Annotated in this window: 13 protein-coding genes and 1 tRNA gene; 9 read left to right on the plus strand and 5 right to left on the minus strand. The window is 61.7% G+C overall.

Features of this window, described 5'->3' with window-relative positions; genetic code table 11:
* Nucleotides 1-156: 156 nt before the first annotated feature.
* Together ACP7B7_RS19480 and ACP7B7_RS19485 are read left to right on the plus strand one after the other, a co-directional pair.
* Complete coding sequence (locus ACP7B7_RS19480; protein WP_426077767.1) at nucleotides 157-888, plus strand: BON domain-containing protein; 732 nt, start codon at nucleotides 157-159, stop codon at nucleotides 886-888.
* A 127-nt stretch (nucleotides 889-1,015) separates the two neighbouring features.
* The gene (locus ACP7B7_RS19485; RefSeq protein ID WP_426077768.1) at nucleotides 1,016-2,314 is read left to right on the plus strand and encodes an MFS transporter; all 1,299 of its coding nucleotides are present in this window, start codon (nucleotides 1,016-1,018) and stop codon (nucleotides 2,312-2,314) included.
* Nucleotides 2,315-2,347: 33 nt separating this feature from the next.
* Here the strand turns inward: ACP7B7_RS19485 and ACP7B7_RS19490 are convergent, their stop codons facing one another.
* Entirely contained in the window at nucleotides 2,348-4,492 is a 2,145-nt protein-coding gene (locus tag ACP7B7_RS19490; protein WP_426077769.1) for a prolyl oligopeptidase family serine peptidase, read from the minus strand.
* A gap of 161 nt (nucleotides 4,493-4,653) precedes the next feature.
* Between ACP7B7_RS19490 and ACP7B7_RS19495 the strand changes: the two genes are divergently transcribed.
* Nucleotides 4,654-5,700: a lysozyme inhibitor LprI family protein gene (locus tag ACP7B7_RS19495; RefSeq protein WP_426077770.1), complete on the plus strand. Its 1,047-nt coding sequence runs from the start codon at nucleotides 4,654-4,656 to the stop codon at nucleotides 5,698-5,700.
* Nucleotides 5,700-6,203, plus strand: coding sequence for a hypothetical protein (locus ACP7B7_RS19500; protein ID WP_426077771.1), 504 nt, complete (start codon nucleotides 5,700-5,702; stop codon nucleotides 6,201-6,203). The genes ACP7B7_RS19495 and ACP7B7_RS19500 overlap by 1 nt, the downstream gene beginning before the upstream one ends.
* A gap of 63 nt (nucleotides 6,204-6,266) precedes the next feature.
* On the opposite strand, the gene ACP7B7_RS19505 is transcribed toward ACP7B7_RS19500, so the two are convergent.
* The 4 genes from ACP7B7_RS19505 to ACP7B7_RS19520 all read right to left on the minus strand — a co-directional run bounded on the left by ACP7B7_RS19505 (nucleotide 6,267) and on the right by ACP7B7_RS19520 (nucleotide 9,611).
* Nucleotides 6,267-6,342: transfer RNA gene (locus ACP7B7_RS19505), tRNA-Lys, on the minus strand.
* Between the two features lie 64 nt (nucleotides 6,343-6,406).
* The gene (locus ACP7B7_RS19510) at nucleotides 6,407-8,173 is read right to left on the minus strand and encodes a GspE/PulE family protein (protein WP_426077772.1); all 1,767 of its coding nucleotides are present in this window, start codon (nucleotides 8,171-8,173) and stop codon (nucleotides 6,407-6,409) included.
* Between the two features lie 45 nt (nucleotides 8,174-8,218).
* Nucleotides 8,219-9,007, minus strand: a complete 789-nt coding sequence (locus tag ACP7B7_RS19515; protein ID WP_426077773.1) for a spermidine synthase — start codon at nucleotides 9,005-9,007, stop codon at nucleotides 8,219-8,221.
* A gap of 91 nt (nucleotides 9,008-9,098) precedes the next feature.
* Nucleotides 9,099-9,611 (minus strand): glycine zipper 2TM domain-containing protein, encoded by a 513-nt coding sequence (locus tag ACP7B7_RS19520; protein WP_426077774.1) that lies wholly within the window; start codon nucleotides 9,609-9,611, stop codon nucleotides 9,099-9,101.
* A gap of 285 nt (nucleotides 9,612-9,896) precedes the next feature.
* Between ACP7B7_RS19520 and ACP7B7_RS19525 the strand changes: the two genes are divergently transcribed.
* The 5 genes from ACP7B7_RS19525 to ACP7B7_RS19545 all read left to right on the plus strand — a co-directional run bounded on the left by ACP7B7_RS19525 (nucleotide 9,897) and on the right by ACP7B7_RS19545 (nucleotide 15,282).
* Nucleotides 9,897-10,424: a barstar family protein gene (locus tag ACP7B7_RS19525; RefSeq protein WP_308924809.1), complete on the plus strand. Its 528-nt coding sequence runs from the start codon at nucleotides 9,897-9,899 to the stop codon at nucleotides 10,422-10,424.
* Nucleotides 10,425-10,527: 103 nt separating this feature from the next.
* Nucleotides 10,528-11,136, plus strand: coding sequence for a phosphoribosylglycinamide formyltransferase (gene purN / locus ACP7B7_RS19530; RefSeq protein ID WP_426077775.1), 609 nt, complete (start codon nucleotides 10,528-10,530; stop codon nucleotides 11,134-11,136).
* A gap of 21 nt (nucleotides 11,137-11,157) precedes the next feature.
* Nucleotides 11,158-12,477, plus strand: a complete 1,320-nt coding sequence (locus ACP7B7_RS19535; RefSeq protein WP_426077776.1) for an RsmB/NOP family class I SAM-dependent RNA methyltransferase — start codon at nucleotides 11,158-11,160, stop codon at nucleotides 12,475-12,477.
* A gap of 106 nt (nucleotides 12,478-12,583) precedes the next feature.
* Nucleotides 12,584-13,942 (plus strand): mechanosensitive ion channel family protein, encoded by a 1,359-nt coding sequence (locus tag ACP7B7_RS19540; RefSeq protein ID WP_308924812.1) that lies wholly within the window; start codon nucleotides 12,584-12,586, stop codon nucleotides 13,940-13,942.
* Between the two features lie 182 nt (nucleotides 13,943-14,124).
* Nucleotides 14,125-15,282: a DesA family fatty acid desaturase gene (locus tag ACP7B7_RS19545; RefSeq protein WP_426077777.1), complete on the plus strand. Its 1,158-nt coding sequence runs from the start codon at nucleotides 14,125-14,127 to the stop codon at nucleotides 15,280-15,282.
* The last annotated feature ends 156 nt before the right edge of the window (nucleotides 15,283-15,438 follow it).

A 15,438-nucleotide genomic window follows, 5' to 3' on the forward strand; every position in this document is an offset into this window, starting at 1 on the left:
CCGCAGAGCGCCGGTTATGGAAGTCAGAAATCACAAGAATTTATTGGGGGTTACTTAATTGCTCATCGGGAAGACCGAACTGGGTGCGTTGTCGCACAGAGGTTTGCGTGCGACAGGGGTTTAATCGGGGCATCAACCAAACCGAGAGGTCCCATCATGAACAAAATGCTCTCCTTCGTGCTGGCCGCCAGCGCCAGTGCCCTGCTGGCCGCCGCACCCGCGTATGCACAAGATACTTCCTATAAATCGCTGACCGACCAGGCGGCCGCCAACTACAAGCAGGCCAAGGCCGCCTGCGATGCCCAATCCGGCAATGCAAAAAAAGTATGCGTGGAAGAAGCCAAGGTGGCCCGCGCCAAGGCGGAATCGGACGCCGTGGCCCAGCACCGCAACACCCCGCGCGAACTGGGCAAGGCCCGCAAGGACGTGGCCAATGCCGAATATGACCTGGCCAAGGCCCAGTGCGGCGACCGCTCGGGCGCCGATAAAACCAGCTGCATGACCGACGCCAAGGCCAAACAGAAGGCCGCCCTGGCCGACGCCAACACGGGCGCGGCGGCCGGCACCAATGTGGCACAGAATCCCGCGCCGGCCAGCCGTGAAAACTGCGACAACCTTGATGCCGGCGACAAGACCGCCTGCATGGCCCGCAACGCGGCCGGCAGCACCAAGAATGTAGTGGCCGACACCGTGATCACCACCAAGATCAAGGCCGACCTGGTCAAGGATGACGACCTGAAGGCGATGGACGTGCACGTGGAAACCGTCAATGGCGTCGTCATGCTGAGCGGCTTCGTGCCGTCGCAGGCGCAAGTGCAGAAAGCGGCCGACCTGGCGCGCAGCGTGGAAGGCGTGACGGATGTGAAGAATAGCCTGAAGGTGAAATAAGCAGCGACATGCCGGGGGTGGACAGGACCAGTTCGTTCGCCCCCATTTTTTTGATTGTATAAATTATGATCATCATATATCATGAAATCCACCCGCCATCCGGCGTCCCGTTTTTCATGAGGTTCACATGCTTTCCCTTCCAGTATCGCAATGGCTGGCGCGGCGCGGCATCCACTTTGCGTGGGTGATCGTCGCCATCACTTTCCTCACCGCCTTGACTTCGTCCGCCGCGCTGGGCTTGCCGGGCGCGCTGCTGCAGCCTTTGAGCCGCGAGTTCGGCTGGAACGTGGAACAGATCTCGTCGGCGCTGGCCGTGCGCTTTGTGCTGTTTGGCTTGATGGGGCCGTTTGCGGCCATCCTGATGGAGCGTTTTGGTTTACGCAATATCATCTGCGTGGCGCTGGGCCTGATCGCGGCCGGCATGCTGCTGGCCACGCGCATGACGCAGTTCTGGCACCTGGTGGCGCTGTGGGGCATCTTGCTGGGTCTGGGCTCCGGCATGACGGCGCTGGTCTTGAGCGCGGTGGTGGCCAACCGCTGGTTCGACACGCACCGCGGCCTGGTGGTGGGCGTGCTGACGGCCAGTTCGGCCACCGGGCAACTGCTGTTCCTGCCGGTCGGCGCCTGGCTGATCGAACACGTGGGCTGGCGCATGGCGGTGATCCCCGTGTTTGCCAGCTGTGCGGTAGTGGCGGTGCTGGCGTTTTTCTGCATGCGCAACCGTCCGCAGGATGTGGGCTTGCGCGCGTATGGCGCTGACCCGGCCAGCGAATTGACTGTCCCGGCTGCGCCCAAAATGACCTTTGCCACGCCATTCCTGATCCTGCGCAGCGTGGCCGGCCACCGCACCTTCTGGATACTGTTTGCTACCTTCTTTATCTGCGGCCTCAGCACCAACGGCCTGATCCAGACCCATTTCATTTCGCTGTGCGGCGACTCGGGCCTGTCGGCCGTGCCGGCCGCGTCCGTGCTGGCCATGATGGGGGCGTTCGACCTGTTCGGCACGATCTTGTCGGGCTGGCTGTCTGACCGCTATGACAACCGCAAGCTGCTGTTCTGGTATTACGGCCTGCGCGGCCTGTCGCTGTTCTGGCTGCCGTATTCGGAATTCACCCTGTACGGCCTGTCGCTGTTCGCCATGTTCTATGGCCTGGACTGGATCGCCACCGTGCCGCCGACCGTCAAGCTGGTGGGCGCTACCTTCGGCAAGGAAAGGGCGGGCATGGTGTTCGGCTGGATCTTTGCCGGCCACCAGCTGGGCGCCGCCGTGGCCGCCTACGGCGCGGGACGCATCCGCACCCTGATGCTGACCTACAATCCTGCCCTGTTCGCGGCCGGCGCCGCCTGCCTGGTGGCGGCGCTGATGGTGCTGGCGATCGCGCGCCAGCGCACTGCCGTGGGCATGAAAAAAGCCAGTCCTGCCTGAGCAGGGACCGGCTTTCGATGAAACAGATGGATATCAGTTGAGGTACTTGGCCAGCCAGCCCTCTACTTCGCTGTAGAAGAAGCGGCTGTTTTCGCCTTTCATGATCCAGTGGTTTTCGTCCGGGAACACCAGCAGCTTGGCCGGCACGTTCAGGCGCTGTTGCACGGCAAAGTTCATCAGGGCGTTGTTGGCCGGCACGCGGTAGTCGAGCTCGCCCACGGTGATCAGGATGGGCGTCTTGAAGCCCGTGCCTTTTTCGTGGTTGCCGGCTTGCATGATCGGGCTTTGATCGCGCCACACGGGCAGGTTGGACCAGACCGGGCCGCCCGCGTTGACTTCACGCCCGAAGCCGCCGTCGCTGGTGCCCCACTGCATGATCAGGTCCATTTCGCCCGCGTGCGAGACGATGGCCTTGTAGCGCGTGGTAGTCGCCTGCAGCCAGTTGGCCAGGTGGCCGCCATAGCTGGCGCCGCCGGCCGCCAGCTTGCTACTGTCGATAAACGGATATTTCTTGATCGCTTCATCGACGCCCTGGTTGAGCTCGTCGGCCGGCCCTTTCAATGGGTCGAACTGGATAGCACGGGCAAACTCCTCGCCGTAGCCGGTGGAACCCTTGTAGTCGGTCAGCAGCACGATATAGCCGGGCTTGGCCAGTAAGTGATAGTTCCAGCGCAGCACGAACTGGTCGCGCCACATGCTGGCCGCGCCGCCGTGGATCACCGTAAACAGCGGGTATTTTTTGTTCGGATCGAAGTTGGCGGGCTTGACGATCATATTGTGGATCTGGCGGCCATCGGCCGTCTTGAACCAGAAATGTTCAGGCGCCTGCCAGTCGATCTTGCCGGCTTTTTCGGTATTGAAGGCGGTCAGCCGTTTCGGTTGCTTGCCGTTGAAGGCATAGATTTCCGGCGGGTTGATGCTGGACTCCCACACACCGACCAGGGCCTTGCCGCCGCTGCTGAGCGAGCTGATGCTGCCGGTCGCCAGAGACGGCTCTTCGCGCACTTCGCCGCCTTTGACATCCATCGAATACAGCTTTTCCAGGCCCGCATGTTCATAGCTGAAGATGACGCGCTTGCCGCCGTCCGGCAGCACGAAACGCGAGATCGAACGGTCCAGCTTGTCCGTCAAAATGGTGGGGGTAGGCGTGACCAGCGGCCAGGCAAAGCTGGCCAGGCGTTTCACGTCATACACCTTGCCCGGCGTTTCCGCATCGCTCAGGGTAAACAGGGTCTTGCCGTCGCTGGAGAATTTCAGGGAACCATAGCTGCGCTGGTCCTGCGTCAGCTTCTGTGGCTCGCCGCCGGCCACCGGCACCAGGTAGAGCTGGGAATAGGTGGCGGCGCGCTGGGCCGCATCGCGGTTGGTGGCGGCGTTGAACACGACACCCTTGCCGTCCGGCGTCCAGATGGCGTCCAGCGACTGGCCTTCGTCGCCCTGGCCACCGCCAAAGCCGGGCAGGGCCACCAGTTGCGTACCGGACAGGATATCGCGCGGGGTGGTGGCCGCCTCGGTATCGATCACGAACAGGCGCACCTGCTTGTCGGTCAGCCATTTGTCGAAATAGCGCGGCGCCGTGGTTTCATACGAGCGGGCGCTGTACTTGCGGTCCTTGCGTTCCTTCGCACTCTGTTTGACCTCGGCTTCGGTCTTGTTGCCCGGATAGATATCGCTGATAAACAGCAACTGCTTGCCGTCCGGGCTCCATTTCGGCATGCGCGCGCCCATGGTCAAGCTCGTCAGGCGCTGCGCTTCGCCGCCGGCCACCACGTCGAGGCGGTAGAGTTGGCCGGCCTCGTCGCCATCGCGGCGGGCCACGAACACCAGCTGGCGGCTGTCCGGCGACCAGGCCACGGCGCTTTCGCCGCCCCTGGAAAAGGTCAGGCGGCGCGGCGCGCTGTCGTCGGTCAGCGACTTGATCCACAGGTCCGACCATTGTTCCTTGCTATCGTAGGCGGCATCGACCACGGCAAACACGGCCCACTTGCCGTCAGGGCTGGCGACGGGCGCGCCGACCCGTTTCATCAGCCACACGTCTTCATGCGTAATGGCGTGTTTGGCAGATTGGGCCGCAACAGCGGGGGCCGCAGCCACAGGTTCGGCGGCATGGGCAAGCGAAGCGCACGCCGCTGCGATCAGCAGCGAGGCGAGGGAACGGCGAAGACGGGGTGATGTCATGAGCGGGATCCTGGATTGAATATAGACGACGAGCAACATTATTGCCCATCACTTTGCCGTATGCCAAGCAGATGGACCGTTACTTACCACGGCTGGGGTGCGCGACCATGGCAGGCGATGGGCTAAACTTGTCGCTTTACTGATGCTTGCATTGCCAGCCCATGAAAATTTATCTTTCCTTATTGAAAACGGTCCTGTTTGCTTCCGGCGCGCTGCTGGCCAGCCAGTCCGGCGCCGCGGATGCCGCACCGTATCCGAATACCAGCGCCATGGGCGTGGGCCAGGCGGAAACCACGGCCTGGCATGCCGCCTGCATGAAGGTGGCCAGGGCCGCGCCGCCGCCGGCCGACCTGCCCGCGCCCAGCGCCGTGGCGTCCTTGCAGCAATGCAAGGCCAGCGACCTGTATTACGATACCAAGAGTATGTCCGCGCCCAAGCCGGACGACTGGCGCCAGGTGCGCCATTGCGCCGTGGCCACCAATAACAGCGAAGTGCTGATGATGTTGTACCAGAACGGGCAGGGCGTGACGAAAGCGCCGCCGCTGGCCATGAAATATGCGTGCAGCATCGTCGCTGCGCCGGCCGAAATGGCGGGCCGGGTCGAGCACCTGCAACAACTGGCCGCCAGTGGCCAGGGCAATATCGACCTGTGCGACGACATTACCAGCGGCTACATGATGGGCGTCTGCAGCGCCATCGACGCGCGCCAGAAAAACCGCGTGCGCGGCCAGGCCAGTGGCAAGGCGACCCAGGCCTGGCCGGCCGCAGCGCAGGCGTCGTTCAAGAAACTGGAAGCGGCGACGGCCAACTTTGCCGACGCCCGCGCCGGCAAGGAAACCGACCTGAGCGGCACGGCGCGCGCCGCCATGAGCATCGCCGCGCGCACGGCCGAGCTGGAATTGCTGGCGCAGGACGTGAAACAATATGAGGCCGGAAAATTGCCGGCGACCATGACCCCAGCCCAGGCGCAGGCGCTCGACAAGCAATTGAATGTGATCTACGGCAAGCTGATGAAGCAGCCCAAGCCAGACTATGCTGGCGCCGTCGAGAAAGATGGCATCCGCGACACCCAGCGCCTGTGGCTCAAGTATCGCGACGCCTGGATGGCGTTTGGCGCCGTGCATTATCCGTCCGTCACCAGCCACACCTGGGCCGCCCTCCTGACGGCGCGCCGCAATGCGCAGCTGGAAGCCTTGCTGGAACCTTGATGCGCGAAGCTTATTTTCACGAAGACGACGAGGGCCAGGTCCAGCTGCTGCCGCTCGACAACCTGCAACACTGCCAGGCGCAGATGGGCCAGCAGCAGGCCTTTGCCGACGCCCACCAAAGCGGCGCCGGCTGGAGCGAGATGTATGTGCGCGAAGCTCCGCCGTCGAAGCTTGTCGCGCTGGGCATCACGGCGCAGCAGTTGCGGCTGGCAGTAATGGAAGTATTGCCGCCGTACGACGCCGTGTTTACCGGCTACGGCAGCTATCGCGTGGAATGCAGGAAGGTGCTGGCGTTTGGCAGGGATGATACGGAAACCCTGTTTGCCGGCCTCGACGAGCACGGCATCGTGGTGGAACTATGGTGCAGCGACGGCATGCCGGAACTGCTGCGCTTGCCGCTGCAGGAACAATTGCTGCTGGCCGACTGGAACGCGGGCCTGGCGTGTCCCTTGTCGGACCGGGAATTGTTTGCGCGCTATTTGCAGGAATACGAGCTGGACTGAAAGCGGCTCCGGAAATGCAAAAAGCCTATCTCGGAAGATAGGCTTTTTGGTACTGCGCATTCGTGGTAGGCCGTGCGGGATTCGAACCTGCGACCAACGGATTAAAAGTCCGCTGCTCTACCAGCTGAGCTAACGACCCGAAAGAGGCCGCATTATATATGGGTTTTGAAAGAATGCAAAACCTTTTTGCGGCGAGATCGAACTCAGTGCAGGGCCGCCGTGATCTTCAGCACTTCCTCGATGGTGGTCAATCCGGCGATGATCTGCTGCGCGCCGGCCAGGCGCAGCGGGGTCATGCCGTCCAGTAAGCTCTGGCGCCGCAGCGCATGCAGGTCGGCGCCTTCGCGGATCAGCTGGCCAAAGCGCTCCGTGACGCTCAACAGTTCATAGATGCCGGTGCGGCCCCGGTAGCCGCCTTGGCGGCAACTTGAACAGCCCACCGGGCGATAGCAAGCGTCCGGGCGCGCCAGCTGGCCGGCGGCCAGGCTGTTCCATTGCGCACCACCGGGTGCTGGCGCCTGCTGCTTGCACTCGGCACACAGGCAGCGCAGCAGGCGCTGGGCCAGCACGCCGATCAGGCTCGCCTCCAGCAGATAGCTTGGCACGCCCAGTTCCAGCAAGCGCGTCACGGCCGAGGGCGCGTCGTTGGTGTGCAGGGTCGACAGCACCAGGTGGCCCGTCAGCGCCGCCTGGATCGCCATCTCGGCCGTGGCCAGGTCGCGGATTTCGCCGACCATGATGATGTCCGGGTCTTGCCGCAGCAGCGCGCGCACGCCGTCGGCAAACGACAGTTCGGGCTGCACCTGGACCTGGTTGAAGGCGGGTTCGACCATTTCTATCGGGTCTTCCACCGTGCACACATTGACTTCGCTGCGCGCCAGCGCTTTCAGGGTGCTATATAAGGTGGTGGTCTTGCCCGAACCGGTCGGACCCGTTACCAGCACGATGCCGTGGGTGCGGGCCGTCAGGTCGCGCCAGCGCTGTGCATCGGCCGGTGGAAAACCCAGCTGGTCCAGGCTTTTCATCACCACGTCGGGGTCGAAAATGCGCATCACCAGTTTTTCGCCAAACGCGGTCGGCAAGGTCGACAGGCGCAGTTCGATTTCCTGGCCCTCGGCGTTGCGCGTCTTGATGCGGCCATCCTGGGGCCGGCGCTTTTCCACCACGTCCATGCGGCCCAGCAATTTGATGCGCGCCGTCATGGCCAGCATCACCACCGGCGGCACCTGGTAAGCCTGGTGCAGCAGGCCGTCGATGCGCAGCCGCACCAGGCCCACGTCGCGTTTCGGTTCCAGGTGGATGTCCGAGGCGCGCTGGGCAAACGCGTATTGCCACAGCCAGTCGACGATGCGCACCACATGCTGGTCGTTGGCGTCCAGGCTGCTCTTGCCACGGCCCAGTTCCACCAGCTGTTCGAAGTTATGGCGCAGCGACAGATCCTGCGTCGACGATTGCCGTGCCACCTTGACGGAACCTGCCAGGCTGAAGAACTGCGCGATGTAATCGGCGATCAGGACAGGATTGGCGATCACCAGGCTCAGTTTGCGCGGCGCCAGCCGGCCCAGTTCCGCCTGCCAGCCCAAGGCGTACGGTTGCGCGGTGGCGATGACGATGCGTTCAGGACTGCTTTCCACCGGCAGGATATTGAAGCGGGCCGCGTAACTGGCCGTCATCACGTCGGCCACCTGGCTGAAGTCGATGGTCAAAGGATCGATGCGCAGATAGGGCAGCCTGGCGCGGCCCGCCAGCCAGGCGCACAAGGTATCGAGGGTGAGCGGCGCATGCGGCGCCAGCGCCGAGCGCAGCTGGCAGTCGGCCAGCGCGCACAGCGGGTGGATGGCCTTGCTGTGCTGCAAGTGGCTTTGCGCGCGGCTACGAATCTCGGCGATATCGGGCGTGGCCAGATGGCCATCGGCCAGCAGCCAGGAAATGATTTCCTGCAGATCGAGCGGAGCGGAAACAAGGGACATGGCCGGCGCCTTTCATGGCCGCCGGCAAAGTACGCGCAGGGCGGCTTACAGCGTGCTCTGGATGCCCTTGAGCCAGGTTTTGGCGGGCAGCTTGGTGTCGGCGACGATCTGTTTGGCGCGTTCAAGCAGGGAGGCTTGCGCATCGGCATCGAGCGCTACCCTGGTCTTGAAGGCGATCGCCACCACGTTCCCATCATGGACTTCAGGCAGGCAGATCACCTGTTCGAACGCAAATTTCATCGCCTTGATGTTCTTGGCGTAACTGGGGTGGTCACCGAACAGATTGACCGTCATGATGCCGTGCGGCGCCAGGCAGGCGCAGCAGGCGCTGTAGAATTCCGCGCTGTCGAGCACGGGGCCGCGCGCGGTGGCGTCGTACAGGTCGACCTGCAAGGCGTCCAGGGTGCCGTGGTGGGCCTCGTCATTGACATAATCGAGCGCATCCATTTCGCGCACGTGCAGGCGTTCGTCGTTTTGCGGCAGCTTGAACATGGACTCGCAGATGGTGATCACGGACGGGTTCAGTTCGATCGCGTCGACTTGCGTTTGCGGAAACTGGCGGTAGCAGAACTTGGTCAGCGCCGCCGTGCCCAGGCCCAGCTGGGCCACGCGCTGCGGCTGCGCTATCCACAGCATCCACGCCATCATCTGCTGCGCGTATTCCAGCTCCGGCCAGTCCGGCTTGCGGATGCGCATCGCGCCCTGTACCCATTCCGTACCGAAATGCAGATAGCGCACGCCATCCATTTCAGACAGGGTGACGGGCGCGTAGCGCGGCTTGCGCGCGGGACGCGAGGATTCGACTTGTTCGATGGATTTTCGTTTGATAAGCATAAGGCGGGCCTGGAAGTGTGCCGCATTATAACTTGCCATAAAAAATGCCGGCCCCTCGGGACCGGCATGCATGGCGGCTTGCTGCAGGCGCTTATTGCTGGGCTGGTTCTATGGATACTCGCAGGCGGATGCGCTCGCCCGGATCGTACGACATGATGCTGGTGTAGTTGCGGCCGCGGTAGTCATACGTGACCTGGTAGCCATTGTTGCGCGACTCCCAGTGATCGACCTGGCGGCATTGCTTGATCGCCTGTTCCTGCGTGCCACCCTGGTAATTGTTCTGGTTGTCGACCCGGTCGCCGACCACGGCGCCGGCAATCGCGCCGGCGGCGGCGGCGGCCGTGCGGCCATTGCCGCTACCGACCTGGCTGCCCAGCAGGGCGCCGGCGATACCGCCGACGATGGAGCCGCCCGCGCTGCGCTGTTGCGGCGGCGCCTGAACCTGCACGTATTCCGTACGGCATTCCTGGCGTGGACGGTTGATCTGTTCCACTTGCGGCACGACGCGCACGACCTTGCCGAAATCTTCAAAGTCGGTAGCCTGGGCGAGTGGCAAAGCACCGATACAAAGGACTGACATGATCAATTTGGCTTGCAGGTTCATTTCTTACCTCGTTATGTAGAGTATCTTCAGGGTCTGGCATCTGGATGTTGTTTTGATTGTGTTTTACAACATGAATCCAGTGTAATCCGCCTGCGCCCGCGAGTGTCATACCGCTGGCAACAAAATGTAACAGCAGAAGCACCTTGCCCCTCAGTCTGTAACATGCACTTTCAATCGATACAAAAGATTGAAACTCGGTTGAAACTCGTGGTTTGTAACAAATCTTGCGTTTGATATCATATTCGGGTTGATTCACAGAGGACAACACGTTACCCTAATACGCGTATGGCTTTAAAAACGCAGTCCGTCGCGGCTTCATCAAGGCGACCGATATGCCGCATGCGTATTGACCCGCAGGCGGCAAATGCAACAAGCACAACAGATCCATACATAACAGGTCGATTTGAGGGAAAAATGAGTTTGTTAATAACCGTGCCGCCCAACCTTGTCCAGTCCATCCGCGCCTTCCGCGTGACCGAGTTACAAGACGAGGCGGCTCGTCTCGGGCAGCACTTTTTATATGCCTATTGCAACACCGGCCTGACCAAGCAGCAAGTCATCGGCCTGATCGCGGAAGCGTTCCTGTTTCCCAAGAGCCTGGCCAAGAATTTCGACGCCTTGCGCCTGTGCCTGACCGATACCATGTTCAAGGCCGGCCCCCAGGCAGGTTTCCTGGTGGTGCTCGAGCAACTGCCCAATACCCAGAAATTCGACAAGGAAGCGCGCGAAACCCTGCTCGACGTGTTTCGCGATGCGGCCGAGTACTGGGCCGAGAAAAAAGTCCCGTTCCGCGTCTTTTACTCCTTCGAATAGCCGCCGTTCCTGGCCATCGCAGCCGGTGCCGGCGCATGTTGCGCCGCAACAATAATGCCGGCCTTTCTAGATTCACGTCGCCATAGCGGGTACAATGCGCGCTATGAAAAATATCGTTATCCTCATTTCCGGACGCGGCAGCAATATGGAAGCGGTCGTGCGCGCGGCAAAAGCCGAGCAATGGCCGGCCCGTATCGCCGCCGTCATCAGCAACCGGGCCGATGCCCAGGGCCTGGTATTTGCCGCGGAACATGGGATAGCGACCGCAGTCGTTGCCAACAAGGATTACGCCAGCCGCGCCGAATTTGACGCGGCCCTGCAGCTAGTCATCGACGGTTTTTCGCCCGACCTGGTGGTACTGGCCGGTTTCATGCGCATCCTGACCGAGCCGTTTGTCGAACATTATGCGGGGCGCATGCTCAATATCCACCCCTCGCTGCTGCCGCTGTTCCCGGGCATGGCGACGCACCGGCAGGCGCTGGAGGCCGGCGTGACGGAGCATGGCGCGACCGTGCATTTCGTCACCGCCGAACTCGATCATGGCCCGGCCGTGGCCAGCGCCACCGTGCCCGTCTTGCCGGGCGACACAGAAGACAGCTTATCGGCGCGCGTGCTGGTACAGGAACATCTGCTTTACCCGCGCGCCATCCGCCTGTTCATTGACGATAAACTGTCGGTAGAGCATGGCCAGGTCCGCGTGGACCCTCAATAAAATATTACAGGAAGAATAACAATGAGATTGCCACCAGCGATACTTGCCAATGCTGAAGAAGTATTGCGCGAAATTTTACGTTTCACGGCGCCTGCCGACACCACCCTGTCGCGCTATTTCCGCGACCATCCGCGCCTGGGTTCGCGCGAACGCGGCGCCATCGCCGAAGGCATCTACGCCGTGCTGCGCAACAAATCGTTCTTTACCGACTTCGCCGAAGCGGGCAATGGCCCGACCATGCGCCGTTTGACCATTCTCGGCCTGGCCGAAGCGATGGGCGCCGATTCGCTGGGCGGCCTGACGGAAGAAGAAGTGGAATGGCTGGAACGCATCAAGCAGATCGACCGCAACCTGATGCCGGCCAATATGCGTTCGAACATGCCGAAATGGCTGTTTGACAAGCTGATCGCCCAGTTCGGCGAAGCCGAAACCATGCTGCTGGCCGATGCCCTGAACGCACCGGCGCCGCTGGACCTGCGCGTCAACTCGCTCAAGTCCACGCGCGAGGACGTGATGCTGGCGCTGGCCGAAGCACCGATCCTGAGCACGCCGACGCCGTTCGCGCCGCTGGGCCTGCGCGTGCTGAAAAAGCCATCGCTGCAAAACATGCCTTTGTTCCAGAGCGGCGCCATCGAAGTGCAGGACGAAGGCAGCCAGATCCTGTCGCAGATCGTCGGCGCCAAGCGCGGCGAGATGGTGGTGGACTTTTGTGCCGGCGCCGGCGGCAAGACCCTGGCGCTGGGCGCGCTGATGCGCAACACCGGCCGCTTGTATGCGTTCGACGTGTCGGAAAAGCGTCTGGCCAAGCTGAAGCCGCGCATGGCCCGCAGCGGCTTGTCGAACGTGCATCCGGTGCAGATCGCGCATGAGCGCGATGCCAAGATCAAGCGCCTGGCCGGCAAGATCGACCGCGTGCTGGTCGACGCGCCATGTAGCGGCCTGGGCACCCTGCGCCGCAATCCGGACGTCAAATGGCGCCAGCAGCCGAACTCCATCGTCGAGTTGCAAGCGAAACAAGCGGCGATCCTGGCCGGCGCCGCGCGCCTGGTCAAGGGCGGCGGCCGCCTGGTGTACGCCACCTGCAGTTTCCTGAACGAAGAAAACGATGCGATCGCCGAGCAGTTCCTGGCCGCCCATCCCGACTTCACCCTGGTGCCGATGAACAAGGTGCTGGCCGAGCAGAAGATCGAGCTGGAAATGGGCGACTACCTGAAACTGCTGCCGCATTTGCACCAGACCGATGGCTTCTTTGCCGCCGTGTTCGAGCGCAAGATCATGCCGAAGAAAGTCTATGCGGACGAAAAACCGGCCGACGAGGCTGACGCCGACGCTGCCGAGTAATAGCATTGCTGGCGGCCGCTGCACTCGCAGCGGCCGCTGTTGTCACCAGCCAGCCCGCCTGGCGTGAGCACTCGCTCATCCCGTAACACCTTCCACTGCATCCGCCATGAACCAGACTCCGCTGCTTAATCTGATCACCGACTTTGTCGATGATTTTCGTCAACCCGCCATCTTGTGGCAGGCACTCGTCATCATCGCCTGCCTGGCCCTGAGCTGGGTCTTCGTGCGCCAGCTGCGCGCCGTGTTGGCCAGGCGCGCCGATGCTGCCGTGCCACCCGTCAGCGCCGAAGTGCGTGCTCGCACCGAAAGTTTCATCCGCATCCTGACGCCGGTGCTGACGGCGCTGCTGCTGGGCGTGTCCCAGCATTTCCTGGCCAAGTTCCAGAGCGTCAACCTGCTCAGCATTGCCGTGCCCCTGTGTACCTCGATGGCGCTGGTGCGTTTCGGCTTTTATGTGCTGCGCCGCATCTTTGCCCGCCATGGCGAGATCAGTCCCACCATGCTGCTGCTGGAAAAAGTCTTCACGGTGGTGGTCTGGCTGGGCATGGCCCTGTATATCACGGGCTTGTGGCCGGAATTGCATGAATTTTTGGAAAGCATCGTCGTGCCGCTGGGGCGCAACAAGGTGTCGGTGGCTGCCATCTTGCAAGCCGCTATTTCCGTCGCCGTGCTGATGGTGCTGGCGATGTGGGCCGGCACCGCGCTCGACGACCGCCTGATGAAAATGCAGGGCTTGCATTCCTCGCTGAAGGTGGTGGTGTCACGCATGGGGCGCGCCGTGCTGATCCTCGTTTCCGTCCTGGTCAGCCTGTCGCTGGTGGGCATCGACCTGACGGTCTTGTCGGTATTCGGTGGCGCCTTCGGTGTGGCGCTCGGTTTCGGCCTGCAAAAGATCGCCGCCAATTTTGTCTCCGGCTTTATCATCCTGCTCGACCGCAGCCTCACCATCGGCGACATGATCACGGTAGGCCAGTTCAGCGGCAAAGTCACCCAGATCAATACGCGCTATACTGTGTTATTGGGCGGCGATGGAGTTGAGTCCATCGTGCCGAACGAAATGCTGATCTCGGGCGGTGTGCAGAACATGTCGCTCACGAATCGCATGGTGTGGCTGTCGGCCACCGTATCGGTTGGCTATGAGACCGATATCGACGTCATCTTCCCGCTACTGGAAGAAGCGACCGCCAGCGTGCCGCGTGTATCGAAAAGCAAGCCGCCGTCGGCCACCCTGGTGCGCTTCGGCGCCGATGGCCTGGACCTGCAGATCGGCTTCTGGATCTCGGACCCGGAAAACGGCACCGGCGGGGTCAAGTCGAACGTGAATCGCGCGATTTGGCGGACGTTGCAGCAACATAAGGTATCCGTACCATTCCCGCAACGCGAATTGCGGATTATTGGCACACCGCCCGCCACGCTGGCCGGCGAAACAGAAGGGGCGCCCACGCCCCCAAGCACGCAGCCCTGACCTCGCTGCTGCCTTCAAAATTGCCTGATCGCACCCGTTAGGGCGTACAATCACGCCTAAAATCGACGATGCCGGACCGCCAGCGCCTTGCTGGCGCGACCGTGAACAAGCCCCATCCACCTGGAGTAGTAATGACATTGAGTTCCGTTTTACACGACGTTCTGCAGTTCATGGCAACCGGTATGACCGATTTGTCCGCATGGCAGGTCTTTGCCTATACCATGGTCGTGACCCATATCACCATTGCCAGCGTCACGATTTACCTGCATCGCCACCAGGCGCACCGCGCGCTGGAATTGCACGCCATTCCCAGCCATTTCTTCCGCTTCTGGCTGTGGCTGACCACCGGCCAGGTGACCAAGGAGTGGGCGGCGATCCACCGCAAGCATCACGCCAAGTGCGATACGGAAGAAGATCCGCACAGCCCCGTCACGCGCGGCATCAAGAAAGTGTTCTGGGAAGGCGCCGAGCTGTACCGCGCCGAATCGAAAAACATGGAAACCATGGCCAAATACGGCCATGGCACGCCAACTGACTGGATTGAGCGCAATCTGTACACGAAATACAGCTGGCTGGGCGTGGTCTCGCTGTTCTTCATCAACTTCGCGCTGTTCGGCGTGATCGGCATTTCCGTGTGGGCCGTGCAGATGATGTGGATCCCGGTGACGGCGGCCGGTATTATCAACGGCATCGGCCACTACTGGGGCTACCGCAACTACGACTGTGCTGATGCGGCCACCAACATCATTCCTTTCGGCATCCTGATCGGCGGCGAAGAACTCCATAACAACCACCACACGTATGCAACGTCGGCCAAGTTGTCGTCAAAATGGTATGAGTTCGATATCGGCTGGGCCTATATCCGCTGCCTGGAAATGCTGGGCCTGGCGAAAGTGAAAAAGCTGGCGCCGGAACCGAAGTTTTCTCACGGCAAGCTGGAAGCGGATTTCGACACCTTGCAGTCGGTCATCGCCAACCGCTATGACGTGATGGCCAAGTATGCCAAATCGATCAAGTCGGCCTGGAAGGAAGAGCTGGAACACCTGAAGGACAAGGCCGAGCTGGAAAAGCGTTTCCTGAAATCGTCGCGCAAGCTGATGCAGCGCGAGCCGGGCAAGCTGGCCGATGCGCACCATGAGCAGTTGTCCGAGTTGTTCCAGCATAGCAAGTCGCTGGAAACCATGCATCATATGCGCGTGGAGCTGGGCGCCATCTGGGAGCGTTCGCATTTTACGCGCGAGCAATTGCTGCACAAGCTGCAAGACTGGTGCGTGCGCGCCGAAGCGTCGGGCATCAAGTCGCTGCAGGAATTTTCCTTGCGCCTGCGCAGCTACGCGTAAGCAGGACAGTCTGCCATCGAAGGCTCCGCGGTGCGGGGCCTTTTTTTCATCCAGCCGAACCATCAAGAAAAGAAGGACGAAAAAAAACTAGGTCAGCACATTTAGCTCATCGCACAGTTTCTCCAGTCCCGCCAGATAGTGGGCGGGATCCTTGCG

The organism is Janthinobacterium sp. PSPC3-1, assembly GCF_049896105.1.
Lineage (GTDB): Bacteria > Pseudomonadota > Gammaproteobacteria > Burkholderiales > Burkholderiaceae_D > Janthinobacterium.

Bases quoted from the DNA above. Each gene is read 5' to 3' on its own strand.
- ACP7B7_RS19480 (WP_426077767.1), top strand. From the start codon at position 157: ATGAACAAAATGCTCTCCTTCGTGCTGGCCGCCAGCGCCAGTGCCCTG.
- ACP7B7_RS19485 (WP_426077768.1), top strand. From the start codon at position 1,016: ATGCTTTCCCTTCCAGTATCGCAATGGCTGGCGCGGCGCGGCATCCAC.
- ACP7B7_RS19490 (WP_426077769.1), bottom strand. From the start codon at position 4,492: ATGACATCACCCCGTCTTCGCCGTTCCCTCGCCTCGCTGCTGATCGCA.
- ACP7B7_RS19495 (WP_426077770.1), top strand. From the start codon at position 4,654: ATGAAAATTTATCTTTCCTTATTGAAAACGGTCCTGTTTGCTTCCGGC.
- ACP7B7_RS19500 (WP_426077771.1), top strand. From the start codon at position 5,700: ATGCGCGAAGCTTATTTTCACGAAGACGACGAGGGCCAGGTCCAGCTG.
- ACP7B7_RS19510 (WP_426077772.1), bottom strand. From the start codon at position 8,173: ATGTCCCTTGTTTCCGCTCCGCTCGATCTGCAGGAAATCATTTCCTGG.
- ACP7B7_RS19515 (WP_426077773.1), bottom strand. From the start codon at position 9,007: ATGCTTATCAAACGAAAATCCATCGAACAAGTCGAATCCTCGCGTCCC.
- ACP7B7_RS19520 (WP_426077774.1), bottom strand. From the start codon at position 9,611: ATGAACCTGCAAGCCAAATTGATCATGTCAGTCCTTTGTATCGGTGCT.
- ACP7B7_RS19525 (WP_308924809.1), top strand. From the start codon at position 9,897: ATGGCTTTAAAAACGCAGTCCGTCGCGGCTTCATCAAGGCGACCGATA.
- purN (WP_426077775.1), top strand. From the start codon at position 10,528: ATGAAAAATATCGTTATCCTCATTTCCGGACGCGGCAGCAATATGGAA.
- ACP7B7_RS19535 (WP_426077776.1), top strand. From the start codon at position 11,158: ATGAGATTGCCACCAGCGATACTTGCCAATGCTGAAGAAGTATTGCGC.
- ACP7B7_RS19540 (WP_308924812.1), top strand. From the start codon at position 12,584: ATGAACCAGACTCCGCTGCTTAATCTGATCACCGACTTTGTCGATGAT.
- ACP7B7_RS19545 (WP_426077777.1), top strand. From the start codon at position 14,125: ATGACCGATTTGTCCGCATGGCAGGTCTTTGCCTATACCATGGTCGTG.